This is a genomic window from Ruegeria sp. HKCCD4315, assembly GCF_013112245.1.
Lineage (GTDB): Bacteria > Pseudomonadota > Alphaproteobacteria > Rhodobacterales > Rhodobacteraceae > Ruegeria.
On the sequence record NZ_WVRN01000002.1, the window covers coordinates 614,717 to 635,528 of the forward strand.

At 52.7% G+C, this 20,812-nt stretch carries 18 protein-coding genes; 10 read left to right on the forward strand and 8 right to left on the reverse strand.

Annotation, left to right across the window (positions count from 1 at the left end; genetic code table 11):
- Positions 1-5 precede the first annotated feature (5 nt).
- On the forward strand, positions 6-878 hold the full coding sequence (locus GS646_RS20635) for an NAD(P)-dependent oxidoreductase (protein WP_171185270.1): 873 nt from the start codon (positions 6-8) through the stop codon (positions 876-878).
- Between the two features lie 691 nt (positions 879-1,569).
- Here the strand turns inward: GS646_RS20635 and GS646_RS20640 are convergent.
- Complete coding sequence (locus tag GS646_RS20640) at positions 1,570-1,923, reverse strand: NAD(P)-dependent oxidoreductase (RefSeq protein ID WP_171185268.1); 354 nt, start codon at positions 1,921-1,923, stop codon at positions 1,570-1,572.
- A gap of 316 nt (positions 1,924-2,239) precedes the next feature.
- On the opposite strand from GS646_RS20640, the gene GS646_RS20645 reads away from it, so the two are divergent.
- The 5 genes from GS646_RS20645 to rfbA all read left to right on the forward strand — a co-directional run bounded on the left by GS646_RS20645 (position 2,240) and on the right by rfbA (position 8,959).
- Positions 2,240-5,188, forward strand: coding sequence for a M10 family metallopeptidase C-terminal domain-containing protein (locus GS646_RS20645; protein ID WP_171678535.1), 2,949 nt, complete (start codon positions 2,240-2,242; stop codon positions 5,186-5,188).
- A 419-nt stretch (positions 5,189-5,607) separates the two neighbouring features.
- Positions 5,608-6,177, forward strand: coding sequence for a dTDP-4-dehydrorhamnose 3,5-epimerase (rfbC, locus tag GS646_RS20650; protein WP_171187862.1), 570 nt, complete (start codon positions 5,608-5,610; stop codon positions 6,175-6,177).
- Positions 6,174-7,214, forward strand: coding sequence for a dTDP-glucose 4,6-dehydratase (rfbB, locus tag GS646_RS20655; RefSeq protein WP_171187860.1), 1,041 nt, complete (start codon positions 6,174-6,176; stop codon positions 7,212-7,214). Before rfbC ends, rfbB begins: the two co-directional genes overlap by 4 nt.
- The gene (rfbD, locus tag GS646_RS20660) at positions 7,211-8,074 is read left to right on the forward strand and encodes a dTDP-4-dehydrorhamnose reductase (RefSeq protein WP_171187858.1); all 864 of its coding nucleotides are present in this window, start codon (positions 7,211-7,213) and stop codon (positions 8,072-8,074) included. The genes rfbB and rfbD overlap by 4 nt, the downstream gene beginning before the upstream one ends.
- Before the next feature lie 18 nt (positions 8,075-8,092).
- Positions 8,093-8,959: a glucose-1-phosphate thymidylyltransferase RfbA gene (gene rfbA, locus GS646_RS20665; protein ID WP_171187856.1), complete on the forward strand. Its 867-nt coding sequence runs from the start codon at positions 8,093-8,095 to the stop codon at positions 8,957-8,959.
- 142 nt (positions 8,960-9,101) lie between these two features.
- On the opposite strand, the gene GS646_RS20670 is transcribed toward rfbA, so the two are convergent.
- Positions 9,102-9,965 carry a glycosyltransferase family 2 protein gene (locus GS646_RS20670; protein ID WP_174839936.1) on the reverse strand — a complete coding sequence of 288 codons (864 nt, stop codon included), beginning with the start codon at positions 9,963-9,965 and terminating at the stop codon, positions 9,102-9,104.
- Between the two features lie 563 nt (positions 9,966-10,528).
- On the opposite strand from GS646_RS20670, the gene GS646_RS20675 reads away from it, so the two are divergent.
- The 3 genes from GS646_RS20675 (at position 10,529) to GS646_RS20685 (ending at position 14,108) form a co-directional block, all read left to right on the forward strand.
- A complete protein-coding gene (locus GS646_RS20675; RefSeq protein ID WP_171187854.1) occupies positions 10,529-11,437 on the forward strand; it encodes a class I SAM-dependent methyltransferase in 909 nt (302 codons plus the stop codon).
- On the forward strand, positions 11,437-12,702 hold the full coding sequence (locus GS646_RS20680; RefSeq protein ID WP_171648135.1) for a glycoside hydrolase family 99-like domain-containing protein: 1,266 nt from the start codon (positions 11,437-11,439) through the stop codon (positions 12,700-12,702). The genes GS646_RS20675 and GS646_RS20680 overlap by 1 nt, the downstream gene beginning before the upstream one ends.
- Positions 12,703-13,055: 353 nt before the next feature.
- Positions 13,056-14,108, forward strand: a complete 1,053-nt coding sequence (locus GS646_RS20685) for a glycoside hydrolase family 99-like domain-containing protein (protein ID WP_216600482.1) — start codon at positions 13,056-13,058, stop codon at positions 14,106-14,108.
- A gap of 54 nt (positions 14,109-14,162) precedes the next feature.
- On the opposite strand, the gene GS646_RS20690 is transcribed toward GS646_RS20685, so the two are convergent.
- The 4 genes from GS646_RS20690 to GS646_RS20705 form a co-directional block, all read right to left on the reverse strand.
- A complete protein-coding gene (locus tag GS646_RS20690; RefSeq protein WP_171648133.1) occupies positions 14,163-14,918 on the reverse strand; it encodes a TylF/MycF/NovP-related O-methyltransferase in 756 nt (251 codons plus the stop codon).
- A 489-nt stretch (positions 14,919-15,407) separates the two neighbouring features.
- Positions 15,408-15,698 carry a dockerin type I domain-containing protein gene (locus GS646_RS20695; RefSeq protein ID WP_171648131.1) on the reverse strand — a complete coding sequence of 97 codons (291 nt, stop codon included), beginning with the start codon at positions 15,696-15,698 and terminating at the stop codon, positions 15,408-15,410.
- A gap of 418 nt (positions 15,699-16,116) precedes the next feature.
- Complete coding sequence (locus GS646_RS20700) at positions 16,117-16,335, reverse strand: hypothetical protein (protein WP_217352363.1); 219 nt, start codon at positions 16,333-16,335, stop codon at positions 16,117-16,119.
- A gap of 159 nt (positions 16,336-16,494) precedes the next feature.
- Complete coding sequence (locus GS646_RS20705; RefSeq protein WP_171187844.1) at positions 16,495-16,824, reverse strand: hypothetical protein; 330 nt, start codon at positions 16,822-16,824, stop codon at positions 16,495-16,497.
- Positions 16,825-16,835: 11 nt separating this feature from the next.
- On the opposite strand from GS646_RS20705, the gene GS646_RS20710 reads away from it, so the two are divergent.
- Positions 16,836-18,065 (forward strand): HlyD family type I secretion periplasmic adaptor subunit, encoded by a 1,230-nt coding sequence (locus GS646_RS20710; protein ID WP_371732119.1) that lies wholly within the window; start codon positions 16,836-16,838, stop codon positions 18,063-18,065.
- Positions 18,066-18,161: 96 nt separating this feature from the next.
- Here GS646_RS20710 and GS646_RS20715 read toward each other — a convergent pair whose 3' ends face one another.
- Positions 18,162-18,863, reverse strand: coding sequence for a response regulator transcription factor (locus tag GS646_RS20715; protein ID WP_171648127.1), 702 nt, complete (start codon positions 18,861-18,863; stop codon positions 18,162-18,164).
- Positions 18,863-20,758, reverse strand: coding sequence for a PAS-domain containing protein (locus GS646_RS20720; RefSeq protein ID WP_171648125.1), 1,896 nt, complete (start codon positions 20,756-20,758; stop codon positions 18,863-18,865). The genes GS646_RS20715 and GS646_RS20720 overlap by 1 nt, the downstream gene beginning before the upstream one ends.
- Positions 20,759-20,812: the final 54 nt, after the last annotated feature.

A 20,812-nucleotide genomic window follows, 5' to 3' on the forward strand; every position in this document is an offset into this window, starting at 1 on the left:
CTTTAATGGCAAAACTAGCTTTCCTCGGATTAGGCGTAATGGGTTACCCAATGGCCGGACACCTAAAGGCAGCGGGGCACGACGTTACGGTTTACAATCGAACAATCGCCAAAGCCGATGCGTGGGTGGCGGAACATGGTGGCTCTACGCGCGCTACACCCCGCGAAGCTGCCGAAGGTGCAGAGTTCGTAATGACATGCGTCGGGAATGACGATGATCTTCGGAACGTTTGCATTGGGCCAGACGGCGCATTCGGTGGCATGTCACAGAGCGCAACGTTAGTCGACCACACAACTGTCTCTGCCAAGGTCACGCGCGAACTTTACGCTGCGGCGAAAGAACAAAGCCTGGGTTTTTTGGATGCGCCAATCTCCGGCGGTCAGGCCGGGGCAGAAAACGGCGTTCTTTCGATTATGTGTGGAGGCGATCAGCCCGTATACGAGGCTGCCGAACCTATCATGCAAGTTTACTCAAAAATCTGTCGACGTATCGGCGAGAGCGGTGCTGGGCAATTAACAAAAATGAGCAACCAAATCGCAATCGCAGGATTGGTTCAGGGATTGAGCGAAGCGCTGCACTTCGCCGAGAAAGCGGGCCTTGATGGACGTTCTGTTGTAGAAGTTATCAGCCAAGGCGCGGCCGGTAGTTGGCAGATGGACAACAGACACGAAACAATGCTCGAAGATCATTTCGACTACGGGTTTGCAGTTGACTGGATGCGCAAGGATCTGGGTATCTGCCTTGATACAGCCAACGAAACCGGCGCAAGTCTGCCAGTAACCGCACTGGTTGATCAATTCTACAAAGATGTCCAAAAACTTGGGGGCGGTCGATGGGATACTTCTTCGCTTCTCAAACGCCTTAGGGCGCTTGACTAAACCACTAAATATTGAAGCGGGTCGAGGTAGTCGGGTTCGCACACTTGGGCGTTTGTTGTCTAATTCGGCATGGTTCAGGGCGGGAGTGCCTCTGGCGACGGTTCATGTAGAAGTAGCACCAACAAAGCTGCACAGATTGATGTATCTGCGGGATGGCACTGTGCAGGCAATGCTGGCCTTGATGCCCTGGCAACTATGCGCCTTTGCGGGCCATCAGATCGGCGTATCTGCTTTACGATTGTCTACACAGCCCACTGCTTAACTCAGTGTGTCGAAAAACTAACGAATGAGCACGAGGTTCGGGCGTTTGATGAGATCTCCCATGTGGAGTCCGACTACAAGTCCAAGGCAGTAAAGGTTTCGATAGATGCCGTAGCGGAGTTTTTCAACAGTGAACAGTTGAAGCAGAGGTCATGCAATAGCGTCTGCCTCCGCCGACAAGCGGACGTTGGCCCGAAGCTCAGCAATGGCCACTTCGGGCTCTGAGCAGTCGATCAACTTGATTTTTGCAAAACGACAGCTTCCGAAAATCGAATGTCGTCGCATTGGACCATGCCATTGAAACAGAGAGATTGTCTCGACTTTTTCAATATCTGCTTTCGGGGCTGGGTACGAACGCGACCTGCTGCAGCGCCGCAAGTCCGCTTCGAGCCCATTTTAACCGATGCTGCACATTGCACGAATGTCGGCTTTAAGCGGATGGCATCGGAAAGGTCGAAAACGCGTCGTCCTGCGGTGCGTATCCAAGCACTTTGCAAGTTTCGGTTAGATCAAGCCGCTTAAATCGATTGTTAGAGATGCCGTGCGCAATAAAGCTTCCTTTGATTTCGGCTTGAAGCGTCTGGTCAATTAGATGCGTCGCGTCACGATGACTGAGCCACGCGCTGAGGTCACGCAGTGTTTCAAGTCGCGGGCCGTCCGCAGGTTCGAACGCCACTATTCTCAAGGAGACGCAGGATATGCCGTGCCGAGTCGCATAAAGCGAACACAAGGCTTCCCCATAGCACTTGGTGACGCCGTAGAGATTGGCCGGAGCAACAGCCATCCCCGGAACCGGTGGGAAGGTTGATGGCTGATTTGCTGACCGAAAGGTGTTACGACGCCTTCCAAACGGTTACGCTTCGTCGCGCCGTAACATCACGAAACCGCAGAAGCTGAAAAAAACTGCGGCATGTGAACAAATACTGTTCAGTAACACCGGGCGTCCTGCTAAAAAGGTGGCCTAATTCAAGGAAACCGTTGCCAAACTTTGAGGCGAATTCCTGACTTTTATTTCGTGTTTTACGGGGCTTGCCACATTTAGGACAACTTAGTCGAGCAACTAGAACGCGAACAAACCCAGCGAAATTCAAGGCTGTGAAATGCTTGGTACTACATTTGTAACTCCCCCTCCTTCAAGCTCCCCACTTAGTGCAATACAGGGTAGTATTGCCTATGGTGACGGGAATCCGTCCACTGCGACGCAGATAACTTATGCGTTTGGGGCCGATTTCGGTTCGCAAGCCTGGACGTCAGCATATAAAGCCGAGTTTCGCGAAGCTCTTGCTGCGATAGAAGCGGTAACGAATATTTCGTTTATAGAAACAACTAACGTATCAAGTGCTGACATAGTGGAAATCATCGCGCCGAGTTCTTATTTCGGCGACTCCCGAACCCTTGGATTTCATTATACGCCATTTTTTGGCCCATCGCTGGGCGCTTACAACACCGCATTTTGGCAAGCCAATTCTGGCCTTGGCGGTAACGGTGATCCAGGTGGCTTCTTCTTTACTACCCTTATTCATGAATTGGGCCACGCACTGGGGTTAGGCCACCCACATGATACCGGCCTGGGTACAACGATAATGAGCGGCGTGACCTCAGCGTTTAACTCTTTTGGGGTCGGAAACCTCAATCAGGGTGTCTACACCGTAATGTCATATAATGACGGCTGGACCTCTCAGAACGGTGGCCTGCGTTTAACGGCCACTTATGGAGGTTCTACCGGACTTGGAGCGTTTGATATTGCAGCGTTACAGGCGATGTATGGAGCGAACACAACGTACAACAGCGGGGACAATACCTTTGTCCTGCCTTACGCCAACTTTGCGGGCACCGGGTACCAGGCAATTTGGGACACCGGTGGGAATGACACCATTCAGCATGTTGGCAGCTCGGATTCTTGGATCGACTTAAGGCCCGCCACGCTGGACTACAGCGACACCGGCGGCGGAGTCGTCTCTCACGCGACGGGAGTAAGGGGTGGTTTTACAATTGCGCACGGCGTTGTCATCGAGAATGCGTCGGGCGGATCAGGCGCAGATGTTATCGTAGGGAATACCGCTCAGAATACTCTGTGGGGGAATGCTGGACACGACAGAATATACTCGGTGTCAGATGGAACCAACAACAACACGATCTACGGTGGCTTAGGCAACGACACGATTTATCTTGCCATGGGGTCCGGGGCCGATCAGGTCTTTGGAAACGAAGGTAACGACACGGCCGTCGTGACTCGTAACGGCGGCACATTCACCGGAGGGACCGGAACGGATACCGTCAGGTTCGTCAGCGCCATCAGCACATATCTGTTTATCGACAACGGAAGCACTTATGAATTTCTCGATGTCGTATCGCGAGTTTCGTTCACAATCGCCAACGACGTAGAGTTAGTCCAGTTTTTGGATGGGGTACAGCAATACACCCGGGCGGGCATCCAAACCGCAATGCAGCTCACAGATATCGACAACCAGGGCACCACGCTAAAGCACGCAGCACAGGGCCTTTACGTTGTGGATTCGGGTGGTTCCAATCTGGGGCTGATTTATAATGGCCAAGCAGTAGGCGCGGCTTCGTTCGCTGGCTGGCAAGCTATTCAGGCCGAAGCATCCGGCGGAGATTACCGTGTGTTGTGGAAGAATAGTGACGGAACATATCTTGAATGGGTCGTCGACAGCAGCGGTCAATTCAAAGGCAGCAACTCTGTCGGCAATGTTGTAAGCTTGGAAACGTTCTACAACGCTGATCTGAATAATGACGGTACGATCGGGCACACATCGACCAATATCGAATCCAATGGATCTACCACCCTCGGGTCCACAACGCAAAACGTGTATCTCATAAATGGCACCATCGAGCTTGCTCTGGGTGATGGCACCACAGTTGGACCCAACAGCATTGCCGGGTGGCAAGCCATTCAGGCCGAAGCCGCATCAGGCGGAGGTTACACAGTTCTCTGGCAAAGCACCGGTGGTGTCTATGGTGAATGGATCGTCGATGCTTCTGGTCGACTGCAAAGCAGCAGTGTCATCGATGATGTCAGGGACGTAGAAGCAAATTATGGTGTCGACCTGAACTCCGACGGTCAAATCGGCCATTTCACGACCAACATTGAATCCAATGGCTCCACCACACTTGGGTATTCCACACGTGGTGTCTATGTGATCGGTGGAAGCATCGATTTGACCGATGCTGACGACGCTTTGGTCGGACCCAGCAGCATTGCCGGGTGGCAAGCCATTCAGGCCGAAGCAGCATCGGGCGGAGGCTACAGAGTTCTCTGGCAAAGCGCCGGTGGTGTCTATGGTGAATGGACCGTCGATGCTTCTGGTCGACTGCAAAGCAGCAGTGTCATCGATGATGTCAGGGACGTTGAAGCAAATTATGGTGTCGACCTGAACTCCGATGGTCAAATCGGCCATTTCACGACAAATATCGAATCCAATGGCTCCACCACACTTGGGTATTCCACACGTGGTGTCTATGTGATCGGTGGAAGCATCGATTTGACCGATGCTGACGACGCTTTGGTCGGACCCAACAGCATCGCCGGCTGGCAAGCCATTCAGGCCGAAGCAGCATCGGGCGGAGGCTACAGAGTTCTCTGGCAAAGTGCCGGTGGTGTCTATGGTGAATGGACCGTCGATGCTTCTGGCAAATTTCAGACAAGCGTTATTATCCCCGACGTCTCAAGTGTCGAAACCTTCTATGGCGCCGATATCGATGGCAGCGGTACAATCGGAAAGGCGCTGCCTAAGCTGGCAACGACAGCGTCCGTCGAGCCGAAACTGGCGTCTGTAGCTCAGGCTTTGGACCTGACGGATTGGGACGAGACCACCGAACTTTTGAAGTTTGCACCCGAAATGACTGCTGATGCAGACGCTGAGGATATTTATACACTGGTGGAAGCGCTCAGTGCTGGGGGCTCGATGCTGCCCGGCGTCGACGGTCAAGTCGACTTTAAATGGTTCAGTATTCCAGAGAACGCAGGAGATAGAGACGTCGAACCGTTGATTGCAACTTTGTTCGAGGAAGATGGTTTCCTTCTCTAGGGGCCTCACGGCCCCGGAAGTGACTGAACAAACACACGGTAATAGCGCGAAGTGTGGATATCCCTTAATGCGCGATAGCATCAGATGTGGGAATCGCTGGGTCAAAACGTCTTGGCGATCCTCACACCCGAATGCGCATCTCTTTGCTATGGCAAAATGCGCCGGATCAGATTGACGTCTCTAACTTGAAATGGCGGCATCGCATGCCACCACCAACACTCGCGCAATCGCGTTTTTGACCCCGCATTGGCCTAAGCAAACAACCGCGCCAACAAGGCAGACATAAACATAAGTCTTCTGGAACATGACTCTACAGCCAAATATTGCCTATTCTGGAACATGGGATGTGGTGAATCCAAACCATATGTGACATAGCTTCTTGGAACTAAAAACCGCTTAAAGAGAAGAAATTAGCAACGATGGAAATAGTCGCGCTTTCCATTCCGGACGTGAAGTTGATTACCCCGAGGCGTTTTGGCGATCATCGCGGGTTCTTTGAAGAAACTTACAATGCAGACAGTTTTGCCGCTGCTGGCATAGTCACACCGTATGTTCAGGACAATCACTCGCTCTCCAGCGCAGTAAACACTGTACGAGGGCTGCATTTCCAGGCCCCACCCCGGGCGCAGGCCAAGCTGGTACGCTGCGGACGCGGCAGGCTGTTCGACGTTGCCGTGGACATACGAAAAGGGTCTCCAACCTATGGCAAATGGGTTGGCGAGGAGTTGAGCTTTGAGAACGGACGCATGCTGTTGGTGCCTGCGGGTTTTGCACATGGTTTCGTGACCCTGGAGCCGGATACCGAGATCGTTTACAAGTGTTCCGACACCTACGCGCCGGAAACGGAAGGTGCTCTTCTGTGGAATGATCCCGATGTCGGAATAGATTGGCCGAGCAGTAGCTCAGCTCCCCAACTCTCCGAAAAAGACAAGGTTGCCCCTTGCCTTCGTGATTTGGACTCCCCTTTTGTGTTTGAGGCCGGGCAATGAAAATACTTGTTACAGGTGGCGCCGGTTTTATTGGCTCTGCCGTTATTCGACGCGCTGTTTCAGATGGTCATTCCGTCATTAATGTCGATGCTCTGACATATGCTGCATGCCTGGATAATGTTGCCTCAGTTGCCGATTCTCCGGCCTATGCATTTGAGCACGCTGACATTCGGGACGCCGAGGCGATGTCTGCCATTATGGACAAGCACCGTCCCGATGCGATCATGCATTTGGCTGCAGAAAGCCATGTGGACCGTTCGATTGATGGTCCTGCGGCTTTTATCGACACAAATCTTACCGGCACATATGTTTTGCTGGAGGCCGCGCGCGCCTATTGGCAGAGCGCAGGGCGACCAGAAAGTTTCAGGTTCCACCACATTTCAACGGATGAAGTGTTCGGGTCATTGGGGGCGACCGGTTTTTTCACTGAGGACAGCCCATACCAGCCAAATTCGCCTTATTCTGCTTCGAAAGCAGGGTCAGATCATCTGGTCCGCGCTTGGCTGGAAACTTATGGGCTGCCGGTGGTTCTGACCAATTGCTCAAACAATTATGGGCCATTCCAGTTCCCGGAAAAGCTGATACCCGTGGTCATCCTGAACGCTTTGTCCGGGCAGCCGATCCCGATTTACGGGAAAGGTGACAACATTCGTGACTGGCTGCATGTCGAGGATCATGCCGAAGCGTTGTTGCTGGTGCTGGAAAAAGGCGAACTTGGTCGCAGCTATAATATCGGCGGCGAAAACGAGATGACCAATCTCGACCTTGTCAGGATGCTGTGCAAAATCCTGGATCGGCTGAAACCGGGCTCTGCGCCCTACAGCGATCTGATCACGTTTGTTACGGATCGCCCGGGTCATGATCGTCGTTATGCCATCGACCCGGCCCGTATCCGCGAGGAACTGAACTGGCGCCCGTCATACACCCCTGAAACCGGGCTTGAGCAAACCGTGCAATGGTATCTGGACAACACAGACTGGCTGAACGCTTTGCAAGCACGCAGCGGTGTAGGAAAACGCTTGGGGACTGGCAAATGAAAGCGCTGATATTCGGCCATAGTGGCCAAGTGGCGACCGAACTACGCCGCCGCGCAGACAGCCATGGTATAGAGGTTGAGGCGCTGGATCGCACCAAGGCGGACTTGTCGAACCCTCCGCAATGTGCGGAAGCTATCCAAGGCACTGATGCCGACGTCATTATCAATGCTGCGGCATACACAGCAGTGGACAAGGCCGAAGAAGACCTCGATCTTGCGCAACTTGTTAACGCAGACTCGCCCGGAGCAATGGCGCGCGCAGCCACGGAACGGGGCCTGCCCTTTCTGCATATCTCAACGGATTACGTATTCGAAGGATCTGGCACATCCCCTTGGACAACTGATCACCCAACAGCACCTTTAGGCGCTTACGGCAAAACTAAGTTGGACGGAGAACGCCAGATCGCTCAAGCGGGAGGATGGCACGCCATTCTGCGAACCAGTTGGGTTTTTTCGGCCCATGGGAATAATTTTGTCAAAACCATTCTCAGACTTGCTGAGACCCGCGACAGATTGACAATTGTTGCCGACCAGATCGGCGGACCAACACCCGCAGCTGATATTGCCGATGCTCTTCTTGTTATGGCGAAAAGCAACGCGGGTACTGAAGGCGGGCTATTTCATTTTTCCGGCGCTCCTGATGCCAGCTGGGCGGACTTCGCACGCGAAATCACTGTGCAGTCGGGCTTGACAACTCAGATCGAAGACATCCCCTCGACGGACTACCCTACCCCGGCCCCAAGACCACTGAATTCGCGTTTGAACTGTGATCGCCTGAACGCTGTGTTTGGAATTGGTAGACCGGAGTGGAAAACCGGTCTGAGCGACGTTTTGCGCGAGCTGAATTCAGCGACTGGCTGATCCCTGAAAGGAAAGAGCATGCAACGTAAAGGCATTATTCTTGCCGGAGGGTCCGGCACCCGGCTTTATCCGATCACCATGGCGGTTTCCAAGCAACTGCTGCCGATCTATGACAAGCCAATGATTTTCTACCCTCTGAGTGTTCTGATGCTCGCGCAAATCCGCGAGATTGCGATCATCACTACACCTCAGGATCAGGATCAGTTCCAACGCATGTTGGGCGACGGCAGTCAGTACGGGCTTTCGATCACCTGGATTGTTCAGCCGTCCCCTGACGGCCTTGCACAAGCTTACACTCTGACCGAAGACTTTCTGGCTGGCGCTCCATCCGCTCTGATTTTGGGCGACAATATTTTCTTTGGGCACGGACTGTCCGACCTTCTTCTGGAAGCGGACCAATTGAAACGCGGGGGGACTGTCTTTGCCTATCGCGTGGCCGATCCCGAACGTTATGGGGTCGTGGATTTCGAAGGTTCGAAAGCACGTGCGATCATCGAGAAACCCGAAGTTCCGCCATCGAACTATGCAGTAACTGGTCTTTATTTCTTGGACGGAGACGCTCCGGCGCGAGCACATGAAGTGCAACCTTCAGAGCGCGGAGAATTGGAAATTACATCGCTTCTAGAGATGTATTTGCAAGAAGGTTTGCTGGACGTACAGACCATGGGGCGTGGATTTGCGTGGCTGGATACCGGCACGCATGGCTCATTGTTGGACGCGGGCAATTTCGTACGGACCATCGAAGCGCGTCAAGGTATGCAGACCGGAAGCCTGGACGAGATCGCATGGGCAAACGGCTGGATTGACAATGAAGCGCTTGAAGAACGCGCGCGACTGTTTGCCAAGTCCACTTATGGTGTCTATCTGAAACAATTGATGGACTAGAAGCGAAATCCCCGACGTGACATCGGAGTGTTAACGCAGAAAGCCTCGGCATTCGCCAGTCGGACTGCGTTTGCGGTCCACAGCATTCTTTTGGGCTTCTTGAATTATCTTCAACAGACGAATGCGTTATTGGTGCCCGGTTTCACGCTGAGTGGGACTTGAAAGGAACCGGGCGAACGCTTCGGCTCTGCCAGACTCCGCGCAAAAATGAACGTTGTTTTGAACGCTTTCGGGCTGAAAACAACACGACCGGCGACAGCATCTGCAAAAGTGCGGTTGCAAGCGCTCGGGGGAAAGCAAATGGAACGTTGTGTTTCCGAGCCACGTACACTCGCGATTGCCCCATAAAGAACCCCTTCAATCCGGCAACTGCGGCGTTGCTGGGCGAAGAAGTGCCTTGAACATGCGTAACTTGCGCATCATGAAGATAGTACAACGGACCACAAACGGCCTTGAGCCTAAGGCTTATGTCATCGTCTTCGTGGTACAAAAAGATTTCCGGATCAAACCCCCCAACAGTTTCAAAAGCGGAACGACGAACCAACAGAGCCGCACCGAGAAGAACCGGGAGTTCCAGATCACCGTCAACCTTTTTAGTGCGCAGCGCTTCACTGCGTGGCGTAATAACACTGGAACGACGAAAACTCGGTTTTCCGGATTTGTTTAGGATCCTCGGATTAAACGCAGATGCGGTGGGGTAACGATCCGCACCTGCCTGCATGGCGTCCAATGCCCCTGCCAAGAGTATGGAATCAGGGTTCAAAAACAGAATCAGATCAGATTGCGCACGTTCAGCACCTAGGTTGCAGGCAATACCAAACCCCTTGTTTTCTTTGTTTCTAAGCAATGTAGCCCCGTGCGCATCGGCCAGCTCCTGTACTGCTTCGACATCGTCTGAGGCGTTGTCTACCAATATCGTGCTCACGCCGTCCGGGATGGAACCCAGCATGTCATGCAAAACACTGCTGCTGTTAAAGCAAACACTTATGATGGTGATCTGTGACAAATGCGCCTGCTAACTATTATCAAAACTGTGCGGTACGTGATCTTAAACACCAGTCGGGTCAACCCCATTTCTGAAACTTCACTTTTTTGTACGCGCTATTCTGAACACAAAATAACCGTGTTGATACAATAACGCCTTATACAAATTGTACTAAAGCGTCGTTCCAATTTGGTTTTAGTGGCGAAAAAGGACGCATCCATAAGCTAAACGCGAGCGCCAGTGTGAAGCGGTAAATGGCATCAAAAATGTGCGCCGAACCCGGTTTGAGCAATGTTGAGCACTACGACTGCTGCTACCGTTGCGGAAAGGTTGCGTGTGTCATACCATCTTGAGGTAATTGTTGGCAAAAATGCGCGCAGATCACCCCCGTGGCATTGGAATGCTGTAGCGCAGACATTGTCGTTCCTGAATATCTGTGCGAAGGTGTCGGAGGTTCTACAAAGACAATCTGGAGGTGCCACATCGAGACTGACACTTACTTGTAGAGTCTGGGATTGCCGAATAAACCCAAACGATATAGCAGCCATATTGTAAATCGATATCAGCGTCACGGAAGTAATATTGTGAGCGAAAAACACACCTACGAATACGACATTGACATGAACAGTGATGTGGCGCCGGCTCGTGTGCTACGAATGGTGAAACCAGGATCAAAGGTTCTCGAGATTGGCGCTGGACCGGGCTCGATCACACGGCATCTTTCCGGAACATTGGACTGTGACGTTGTAGCGCTTGAAATCGATCCCACTGCAATCGAAAAACTGAAGCCTTTTGCGCGTTCAGTGTACCCGATGGACTTAAACGATGCCGCATGGAGCGACGTGGTGCGTGAAAAAGACGGGTTGTTTGATTATGTTATAGCGGCAGATGTCTTGGAGCACGTTTACGATCCCTGGTCTGTCCTGTCAGGCATGAAATCTCTGTTGAACGACAGCGGATCTGTAATCCTTTCTTTGCCGCATGTTGGCCACGCCGCTGTCGCTGGATGTTTAGTTGACGAAGACTTTGAGTACCGCGATTGGGGCCTGCTGGACCGAACGCATATTCGGTTCTTCGGCATAAAAAACGTACAGCAACTGCTTGCTTCGCAAGGAATGAGCATCGAACAGGCCGAGTTTGTTGTGCGAAGCCCGGAAATGACGGAGTTTTGCCACCGTTGGAGCCGTCTGCCAAATGACGTGCAAAGCGCCTTGCAGCGGAACCGCTTTTCCCACGTTTTTCAGGTGATCAGCCGATCCGTTCCGAAAGAGCGCGCCGAGAACGACCTCTACTTGATGAATCTCCCCGTTGAGCGACCCGATCAAGAGACAGTAGACTTGTGGACGAACATGATGGCGGGTCTGCCTGTGTCTGAAGACTCAGACCTTCAGTCTACAATCGGTGCAGCAAACTCTAACGAGATCATCAAACCCGGCCCTTTGGCCAAAAAGAAAAAGAAGTCACTTGCACGGCGTTTGGGGTTGAAGAAGTAATGGCCTCTAAAAATGCCAATCGTGAATTCGAAAATATCCGTACGATTGCTTACTACCTACCTCAGTTTCATCCAATTCCGGAGAACGACGAATGGTGGGGTAAAGGCTTTACCGAGTGGACAAATGTAACCAAGGCAAAGCCGCTTTTTACCGGACATTACCAGCCGCACTTCCCGAGCGATCTTGGCTATTATGATCTGCGGGTTCGAGAAACCCGGCTTGAACAAATCGAAATGGCCAAGGCAAGCGGTATTGATGGGTTCTGCTACCATTACTATTGGTTTTCAGGCAAACGCCTGCTTGAACGCCCAGTCGATGAAATGCTTGCGGACCCAGACAGCGACATGCCCTTTTGCCTGTGCTGGGCAAACGAAAACTGGACGCGCCGCTGGGATGCTGCTGAACATGAGATATTGATCGCACAAAAGTATGCGCCCGAGGATGATCTGGAGTTCATCAAATCGATCGAACCGTTCTTTCGCGACCCACGCTACATCACCATAGACGGTGCGCCCATTCTGATCGTGTACCGCCCTCAGCATCTGAAAAATGCTCTCAAGTCCGTGCAAGTTTGGCGTGACTATTGCGCGTCTGTCGGGATTCCAAAAATTCACCTCACCTGTGCGCTGACACATCGAAACTGGGATTACGCCTCGTTCGGGTTTGATTCCGGTGTTGAGTTCCCACCGCATGGGATCAACGTGCCGAATTTATCAGCAGAGGTGGACCTGCACGGAGAATTCGAAGGGTTGTGCGTCGACTTCTCAACGATCGCGGAACAGTATCTTGGCCACAAGTATGGGCCGGAAAACAACGTTTACCGCTCGGTTTTTCCGTCATGGGATAATACAGCCCGGCGCAAGGAAAACGCGATGGTTGTGTTGAACGGAACCCCTGAAAATTACGAATACTGGTTGTCGAGCGCATTGCGGCAAACAGCTCAGGACTTTCCGGGTCAAGAGAGATTGGTCTTCGTAAACGCCTGGAACGAGTGGGCAGAAGGATGCCATCTGGAGCCTGATCGAGAGTTTGGGCACGCGTTCTTGGACGCGACTCAATCCGCTCTTCTGGGGTCCAAGCTGACGGGTTGGACACATGTTGGTGTTCCAAAAGAATCGCAGCGGAGTGACAGCACCAAAGGTGCTGCAAAACCAGTACCGTATGGTGCGAACAAGTCGCTGCCCAAACGAGCATTTCGACTTTTACGTGATACGGTCAGCGGTCGGCTGCTTAAAGAATGGCTGGCAAAGTCTCACACAAAATAAATACAGAGAGTGGGTCGTTTGCATGTTAAGTGTTGATGCATCTAAGTGAGCTTAAGTTGGTTTAGTCCAAAGCTTAGAAAGACATCTGTTGACCGGAAGCACCGAAGCGCTTGAGTATGAGAATATCTATGCCTATCAAAGATACCCTGCTTTTCTATGTGCTTTCGGCAGCTTCGAAACTCAGCCCCCCTCTTTCATCACGTACCGCTCGGAGGTTTCGAAACTCTGCCAAAAAAAGAGACCCCAGACGAGCAACCACACACAATCAGCATCTGGGTCGGCAAGGCTTTGAGAGTGCCGTTCGAGGTGATGAGTTTGTCCCATTCGATCCGCAACCAAAAGCTGAACCAGCGGTGCGGGCAATTGCACATTACTTGCCGCAGTTTCACCCGTTCAAGGAAAATGATGAATGGTGGGGCAAGGGTTTCACGGAATGGACCAATGTTGGCAAGGCGATCCCGAACTTTCCGGGCCACTACCAACCGCATTGCCCTATCCACTTGGGCTATTACGACTTGCGAGTGCCTGAAATCATGGTCGAACAAGCCCGGATAGCAAAAGCATACGGGATCGGCGGCTTTTCCTATTACTATTACTGGTTTGCTGGAAAAACTCTGATGGAGGATCCGTTAGAGAAAATGCTGAACACCCCTGATGTTGACATACCCTTCTGCCTGACTTGGGCAAACGAAAACTGGACACGCCGCTGGGACGGGCGCGAGCACGATGTACTGATTTCGCAGAACCACTCAATAGAAGATTCATTAAACCTTCTGCGTCACATCCGTAAGTATTTTGACGACCCGCGATACATCCGGATAGACGGTAGACCTGTGTTCATCGTTTATCGAGCGAATATTATTCCTGACATTCAGGAGACAACAAAGGCTTGGCGTCAAGAGGCGCAACGCTGGGGCGAGACTGATCTTTATCTCGTAGCAGCCCAGACCTTTGACATCGGGGACCCTCAGGAACTTGGCTTTGATGCCGCGATGGAGTTTCCGCCCCATCAGGTGAAGCGCACCGACATCACCGATGAGATGGGCGTTTACAACCCCGAGTTCACCGGGGCTATTTTGGACTATGACGCCGTGGTTGACGCAGAACTTGGCAAGAGTGAACCGGATTATAAGCTGTTCCGGTCATCAACGCTTTCCTGGGACAATACAGCCCGCAATCAGGATGCGCCGCGCATTATGGGCAGGTTTTCGATTGAAGCTTACAAACGCTGGACAGCTCATTTGGGCAATCAGGTCCTAACGCAGGAAAAATACAGCGCTGACGAAAAAATCGTCTTCATCAACGCATGGAATGAATGGGCAGAAGGAACACATCTTGAACCGGATCAACGGTATGGGTTTGCCTATCTTCAGGCAACCTACGATGCGTTACCCAAGAAACAGTAAGTTCGTTGGGTTCTTTGCGTTTTACCAAAGAACCCATCACATTTTGTTTTTGTACTATCGAGTTTTTTGGAAAAACACGCCAACGCCGTCGATTTCATGAATTGCTGGGGGTGTGTATCCGATTTCGTCGAAATAGTCATGCACGGCCGCCTTGGCGGCGGGAACGACGTGATAATCATCCACAATGATCCAACCACCTTTCGAGATTTTTCCAAAAAGGTGCTTTAAGGGATCTATCGTCGATTCATACATGTCACCATCAAGTCTAAGAACCGCGATTTGCTTGCTTGGGACCAAAGGCATCGTGTCTTTGAAAAAGCCTTCGATGAAAACAACTTGATCGTCCAGAAGATCAAATTTTCCAAAATTGGAACGGACCGCATCTGCAGAAACTGCCAAAGCATCGTATTTGTGAAAATCCGACCCCTTGTCGTGGGGATACAAATCTTCATTCGGCTCAGGAAGACCCTGGAAGGAGTCGCACAAAACTACGCGACGATCATTTATGCCGTATGCGAAGAGTACAGCTTTGGCAAAAATGCTCGCACCGCCGCGCCAAACCCCGGTTTCCACAAAATCTCCCGGAACTTTGTTTCCAATAACCGACTCGACCAAAGTGCGTACGTTAGCCAGACGCTTGCTGCCAACCATTGTGAACGCCACAGATGGCCAATCCCATCCATGTTCACGGTTCACCGGGTTGTAGTCCGGTTTGGTATCACCAATCAAAATTGGCGGGTCCTCGTAGATCGTACCGTCCAGAGTACGAGCGACCGTGGTCAAGTATTTTTCGCGGAGATCGTGGAACATTTTAGGGACTACCTTGATTTGATGGCCCTGGGGCCCGAGCTTGTTTTTCTGAGGGTACTATGAATATTTCCAGCGCTGAACCACGCTTGACGTTCTTTCGAACGCTACACCTCCTGCTCGTAGTTGGTTTCGACTTTGCCGAATTGTTCAAAACATAGCCAGTCGATACGAATCACAGATACCAACTCGGCTTTTCTTGATCAAGGCGCGGAATTACAACCGGCAAAGTGCGGACAATAACGCCAGACAATTCTACCCTTTTGCTTTGTTGCAACAGTGATCGTCCGACGACGTACTTGCAATACCAGCCTCCCATCAAGAGTATTAGAACTTATCTTCTGGGGGTGTTTCATGACGCGGTAACTTGCGCACCTGAAACCGGTTGCTGTTGCCAAAGCCTGCTTGTCTGACACCAGCGCAGCAGGCTTGAGCATGGGACAAAGCCAGGAGATGCCAGGATCAAGACGTTATCAACGACCGTTGCACAGTTCATGCGGCTTCCAAATAGCCCAGCAAAATAGATGTCATATCCGCATCAATTACCCCATTTACAGCAACCACGTGAGCACCCGCCTCATAGTCGACATTGTCTGTACTGACCCCCGACAAGTCTGAATTTTCATCCAGGAAAACCCATTGCAGATCGGGTGCCGAGGGTTCTCCGACTACAACCTGAAGGATCGCAAGCGCATCTAATGCGTTGACGGACCCGTCCTGGTTAACGTCGGCGGCAATCAGGTTTTCAGTCGTTGCTGAACCCCATGTTGGGTCCAGACCCACGGAAATGCGCAGGACCTTCTATGCGTCCAGAGCATCGGTTTCGTTGCTGGCCGTGGAGTAATATTGATGACGTCCAACCTACCAGGGTATGTTCCGTCTGGGAGGTCCACATGGAACATACCTTGCTCATCAGCCGTGGGAGAGACTGTACCACCACCGTCAGGCGTAAACCTGATCTCTGCATCTGAAAGACCTGAATTAGCTGTTTCGCTGTTTACAGAAACGGGCCCAGCTAAACCATCGGAGCTATCAGGTGTCAAACCACCGAAATTCCCGAAATCGACTGGAATGTGATCGGGCCCTTCAAACCCAGTGCCAAAAACATCGCTAGCCGACAGCGGCCCACCAGTGGCCGAGTGGACGTCAACCACTTCATCACGGTATTCGATCCGAGCACCTTGCGCGGTGCTAGTTACAGTCAATTGTTGAGGTGACCGTAAAAGCAGATAGTCGAACATGTCCAACCGATCCACACCTGGTTGAAATCTGAGATCGTGGTCAGCCCACTTCCCGACTGTATCACAAAAATGTCGGAACCTGCACCTCCTGACATTGTTGTTGCACCTGCCCCAGCGATCAAAATGTCGTCCCCTTGCCCTCCAATCAGAGTTGTATCCAGAATACTATCGCTGAGCATGCCGCCTGATGCCGTCCCGGACACGGTAGCAAAATCTGTCTTCACTGAGCCCAGATCGTCTTTTGGAACTGTATGAACCGTGACGCCGGCTTCTTGTTGCGATGAGACCAGAATTTGCAGCTCATTCCCAAAATGCGCAGCGCTGAGTGATTCGACGTTCTACAGACCGCTTGCCAATGTGTCCTCAAAACTGTCGAGGTGAACCAACTGGCCGTGAGTTGTCAGCGTAAAGAGGCTCACCCCGTCATCACCCCCTCCAGCAACAACAAATACGCGTCCGTTGACTTCCACCACCGCCAGGTCCTGAACCGCTGCAAAACGAGTATCGAGCGTATCCAGCACATGGTTCGTGGCAGTCAGGCCCCCGTCCTGGTCCAATTGCAACACGCTAACAGAGTTGCTACCTGCACCTGCGACTACCACCCAGGATTTTCCATAAGCCTCTATCGATTCAACAGCGTTTGGCGTCGAAATTCCAAGCGTTTCCAAGGTGTCACTGTGTGATCCTGTCTTGCCTAATCTCTGCCGCGGTTTGGGCACATCTGACCGAGCTTGACGATGTAACGCGCGTAGACGGTCGAATTGTCCCGTCCGGTGATATCCAAGTAATCGATGCAAGCGAACCCGGAATTCTGCGCGCGCTCCATGTGCGCGAAGGTCAACTGGTGGACAAAAACACAATGCTTATGGAGCTTGATGCCACGCAAATCGATAGCAAGCTCAGTCAGGAACAACAACGCGCATTCGGGTTGATGGCACGCGCGAGGCGGCTTCAGGCGGAGATAGACGGAACACAGCTGAATTTCGACGCGAAACTGATTTCTGGAGCACCAAGCGTCGTACGCTCGGAAACAGCGCTGTATCAGGGCCGGCAAGCCGAGTTGGCGGCAGAAATTGCAATTTTGGAACGTCAGCGGCAACAGAAACACCGTGAGTACGAAGAAGGCTTGGTTGATCAAGTCACAGCCGTTGAGACGCTAACGGTTCTTGAGGAAGAACGTGCGATTATAGCCCCCTTGGTCGAAAGCCAGATGGAGCCGGCGACAACCTTACTGGCCTTGCGCCGAAGCGAGGCAGAGTGGCAGGGGCGCAAGGTGCGAGCCGAAGCAGTGACCAACAGGCTAAAGACGGGCCTGGAAGAAATCGATCATCGCATCCAGGCGGCCCGTAGCCGGTTTCGAAGTGCCGCGCTGACCGACCTTGCGATTGCCACGGCTGAATTGGCGGCCTTGCAGCCGGCACTGCCTGCTTTGCGCGACAGGGCTATGCGAGCGCAAGTCCGCTCTCCGGTGCGGGGCATCGTTAACCGCATTCACCAGACAACCATCGGAGGGCATACAAGAAGTGGCGAAGAGCTTGTCGAAATCGTGCCTCTGGACGACACGTTGCTTGTTGAGGCATACGTGAAACCCGAGGACATCGCATTTATGCGCGCCGGGCAGCCTGTGAAAGTCAAGATCACAGCCTATGACTTTGCCCGATATGGCGCCTTAGATGGTGAAATCATACGCTTTGGTGCCGATACAATCACGCGATCGGAACGCAATGAAGAAGAAGTATTCGTCGTAGAAATCCGAACGAATAACACCATGTTGGACGGGAATGGCATTGCGGTCGAGATTATTCCAGGCATGATCGCAGAAGTGGACATTCTGTCCGGTCGCAAATCTGTTCTGGACTACATTCTGCAGCCTGTCGTGAAGATCAAGGATCAGGCGCTAAGAGAGTAAACCGATCAAGCAAGGCGGCTATATGCCTGATTTTGGCATGAAAGTATGACCGGCGTAGGGGCTGAGAGCCTCAACCTCAGTTGATCAATACTGCTGTTACTTCCAATCAACATCGCCCAGAAAGATGTATCCAGCACCATAAATCGTTTTGATAAGGCGCGGGTTCTTGGGGTCTTCACCAAGTTTGGTTCGCAGCCTGGAAATCCGAACATCCATGGCCCGGTCAAAGCTGTCACCTGCTGCACCGCCCAGCGATTCCTGCATTTGCCCCCGACTGATCAGGCGCTTGGGGCTCTCCAGAAACAACCTCAGAACTTCGCCTTCAGCATGGCTGAACGGGGTTTCTGTACCCGCCCCGTCCTCAAGTACATAGCGGTCAAAATGCGCTGTCCACCCATTGAACACAGCCGTATCCGAGTTTGACATTGGGCCGCGCGGGGTACGCAACCTGGCCCTTATCCGAGCCACAACTTCTGCCGGATCAAACGGTTTCGTTATGTAGTCATCAGCACCAAGCTCTAACCCCGTCACACGATCTTGCACTTGTGCACGACCGGATATGATAATCACCGCCGCGCCCTGTTCCAATGCAAGGCGGTGAACCAGAGCCAACCCATCTGTGTCCGGCAAGGAAAGATCGACCAGACAAACATCTGGCGTCACGCGGTTCAGCGCCGCCTCAAATTCCCGCGCGCGAGAGAAACTTTGCGTTCGGAACCCTGCGTCTTCCAAAGCATCCGTCAGGATGCGGCGTATCTCGGGCTCATCATCGAGAATAGTCACCAGCGGTTGCGTCATCAGGCTGCCTCGGTTTGGATAAGCGCAGACAATTGCGCCTGTGAAAACGGTTTTTGCAACACCGGTGCTAAAGCGAGTGCCTGTTGGTGCAATAGATCTGAATTGGGTAGGGACGTCATTAGGATGCACGGAAACCCTGGCTTAATCTTTTCCATTAGCTCCAGCCCCGTTGCCCCTCCTTCGAGGCGGATATCGGACAAGACCATCGAGATGTCTTCGACGCTGGAAAGCAGCGCCACCGCTTCATCGACAGAGTTGGCTTCAATTACGGACAAACCCAATTCCACCAACATGTCGCGAAACTGACCGCGCAATTCATCACTATCTTCCACCAACAGTACAAGGCCGCCTCGGGCCGGTGGAGCCGGTCGGTAGGGTAACCGCAGGACGACGGATGCTCCGGACGGGGTATTCTTTAGGTTCAGATCGCCCCCTGTCAGTTTTACGGTGTCATAAACCATAGGCAGGCCCAGCCCGGACCCATCACTGCCCTTGGTTGTAAAGAAAGGATTTAGCGCTTTCTCCAACGCCTCCGCTGAAAATCCAGGGCCGGTGTCAGACACGGTAATCTCGACCCAAATGTTACCGATGGCGTGTGCACTTATGGTAATCTGTCCCGAGCTTCCACATGCATCCCGTGCATTCAAAATCAAGTTCAGCAGCGCGTCCTGCACCATTCCCGGATCAAGCATCAAAGCCTGATCCGGCAGTGTGTTGACAACGGAAAGCCCCATACCACGCGGCAGGGACGGGGTGGCCAGTATCCGCAGATCTTCCAGCAAACCGCGCATATCCGTGGCCTGGGGCTGAGGCGTTCTGTTCCCGGTCATATCCGCAATCCGGTTCAGCAATTGCCCACCCCTGCGCGCCGTTTGTTGAGTGGCAACGACAAGTTCTTGCGCTTCATCCGGCAAGTGCATCTTGTCCAGCCGGGACTGCATACCAAGGATAATCGTGAGCAAGTTGGAAAAGTCATGCGCAAGGCCACTTGTCATTTGCGCCGCCATCGCTCTGCGACGTGTCTGCTGCAAGGCAACCCGCGCTTGTGTTTCCTCGGTAATGTCCACAGACATGACATAGACCCCCCCTGCCCCATCCGGTGTGAATGAAACACGGATGCGGCGCGAATCCTGATCTTCGGTGAACTCAAAAACCGATTGCTCACCGTCGTAAGCCTTTTGCAGATGGCTTTCGACACGTGCAAAAGCCACAGCACCAAGGGCCTCGGAGATATGGAGCCCCAGAATATCAGAAGGACGGCCAGGCATGACCGCGCTCAGACGTCGGTTGGAGTAGTCGTAGAGCCCGTCGCTGTCCAAATGCGCGATATGGGCCGGCATCATCTCGGTCACCAGGCGTGTCCGGGCCTCAATTTCGGTCAGTTCCCGTTTGGCTTCTTCTAACGCGGCGATCGTGGCCGCAAGCTTGCGGTTGGTGGCCGACAGTTCTTCAGCATGACCCAGCAACTGTTCCGACAGTTCCTCGGACCGCGCCCGTAGCAGGTTCTCGGCCCGCCGCGTACCCGTGATGTCAGTATAGACTGCAACCCACCCCCCTTGCGGCAAGGGCGCACCTTCGATTGAAACAACTTGCCCGTTCGGACGCACCCGTTCCATGTAATGCGGCTCAAATGCCAAAGCCTGCTCGACGCGCAAGTTGACCATGTCCTCCACACTCTCGTCGTGGCCATATTCTCCTCGACTAGCCAGAAAGTGGATGGTGTCTCGAAACAAGGCCCCACGCTGGACCAATTCGTCCGGTAACCCGAACATTTCCTGAAAACGGCGATTGCTGAGCACCAACTGCAACTTGCTGTCATAGATGGAAAGAGCCTGACCAATCAGGTTCAGCCCTGCGGTGGTCATAGCTTTGATGCGCTTTTCTGTTATGTTCAAGCTTGCCGTCTCCACAGCCTCTGCCTAGCACCAGTTACCAGGCGCGGATAGTGG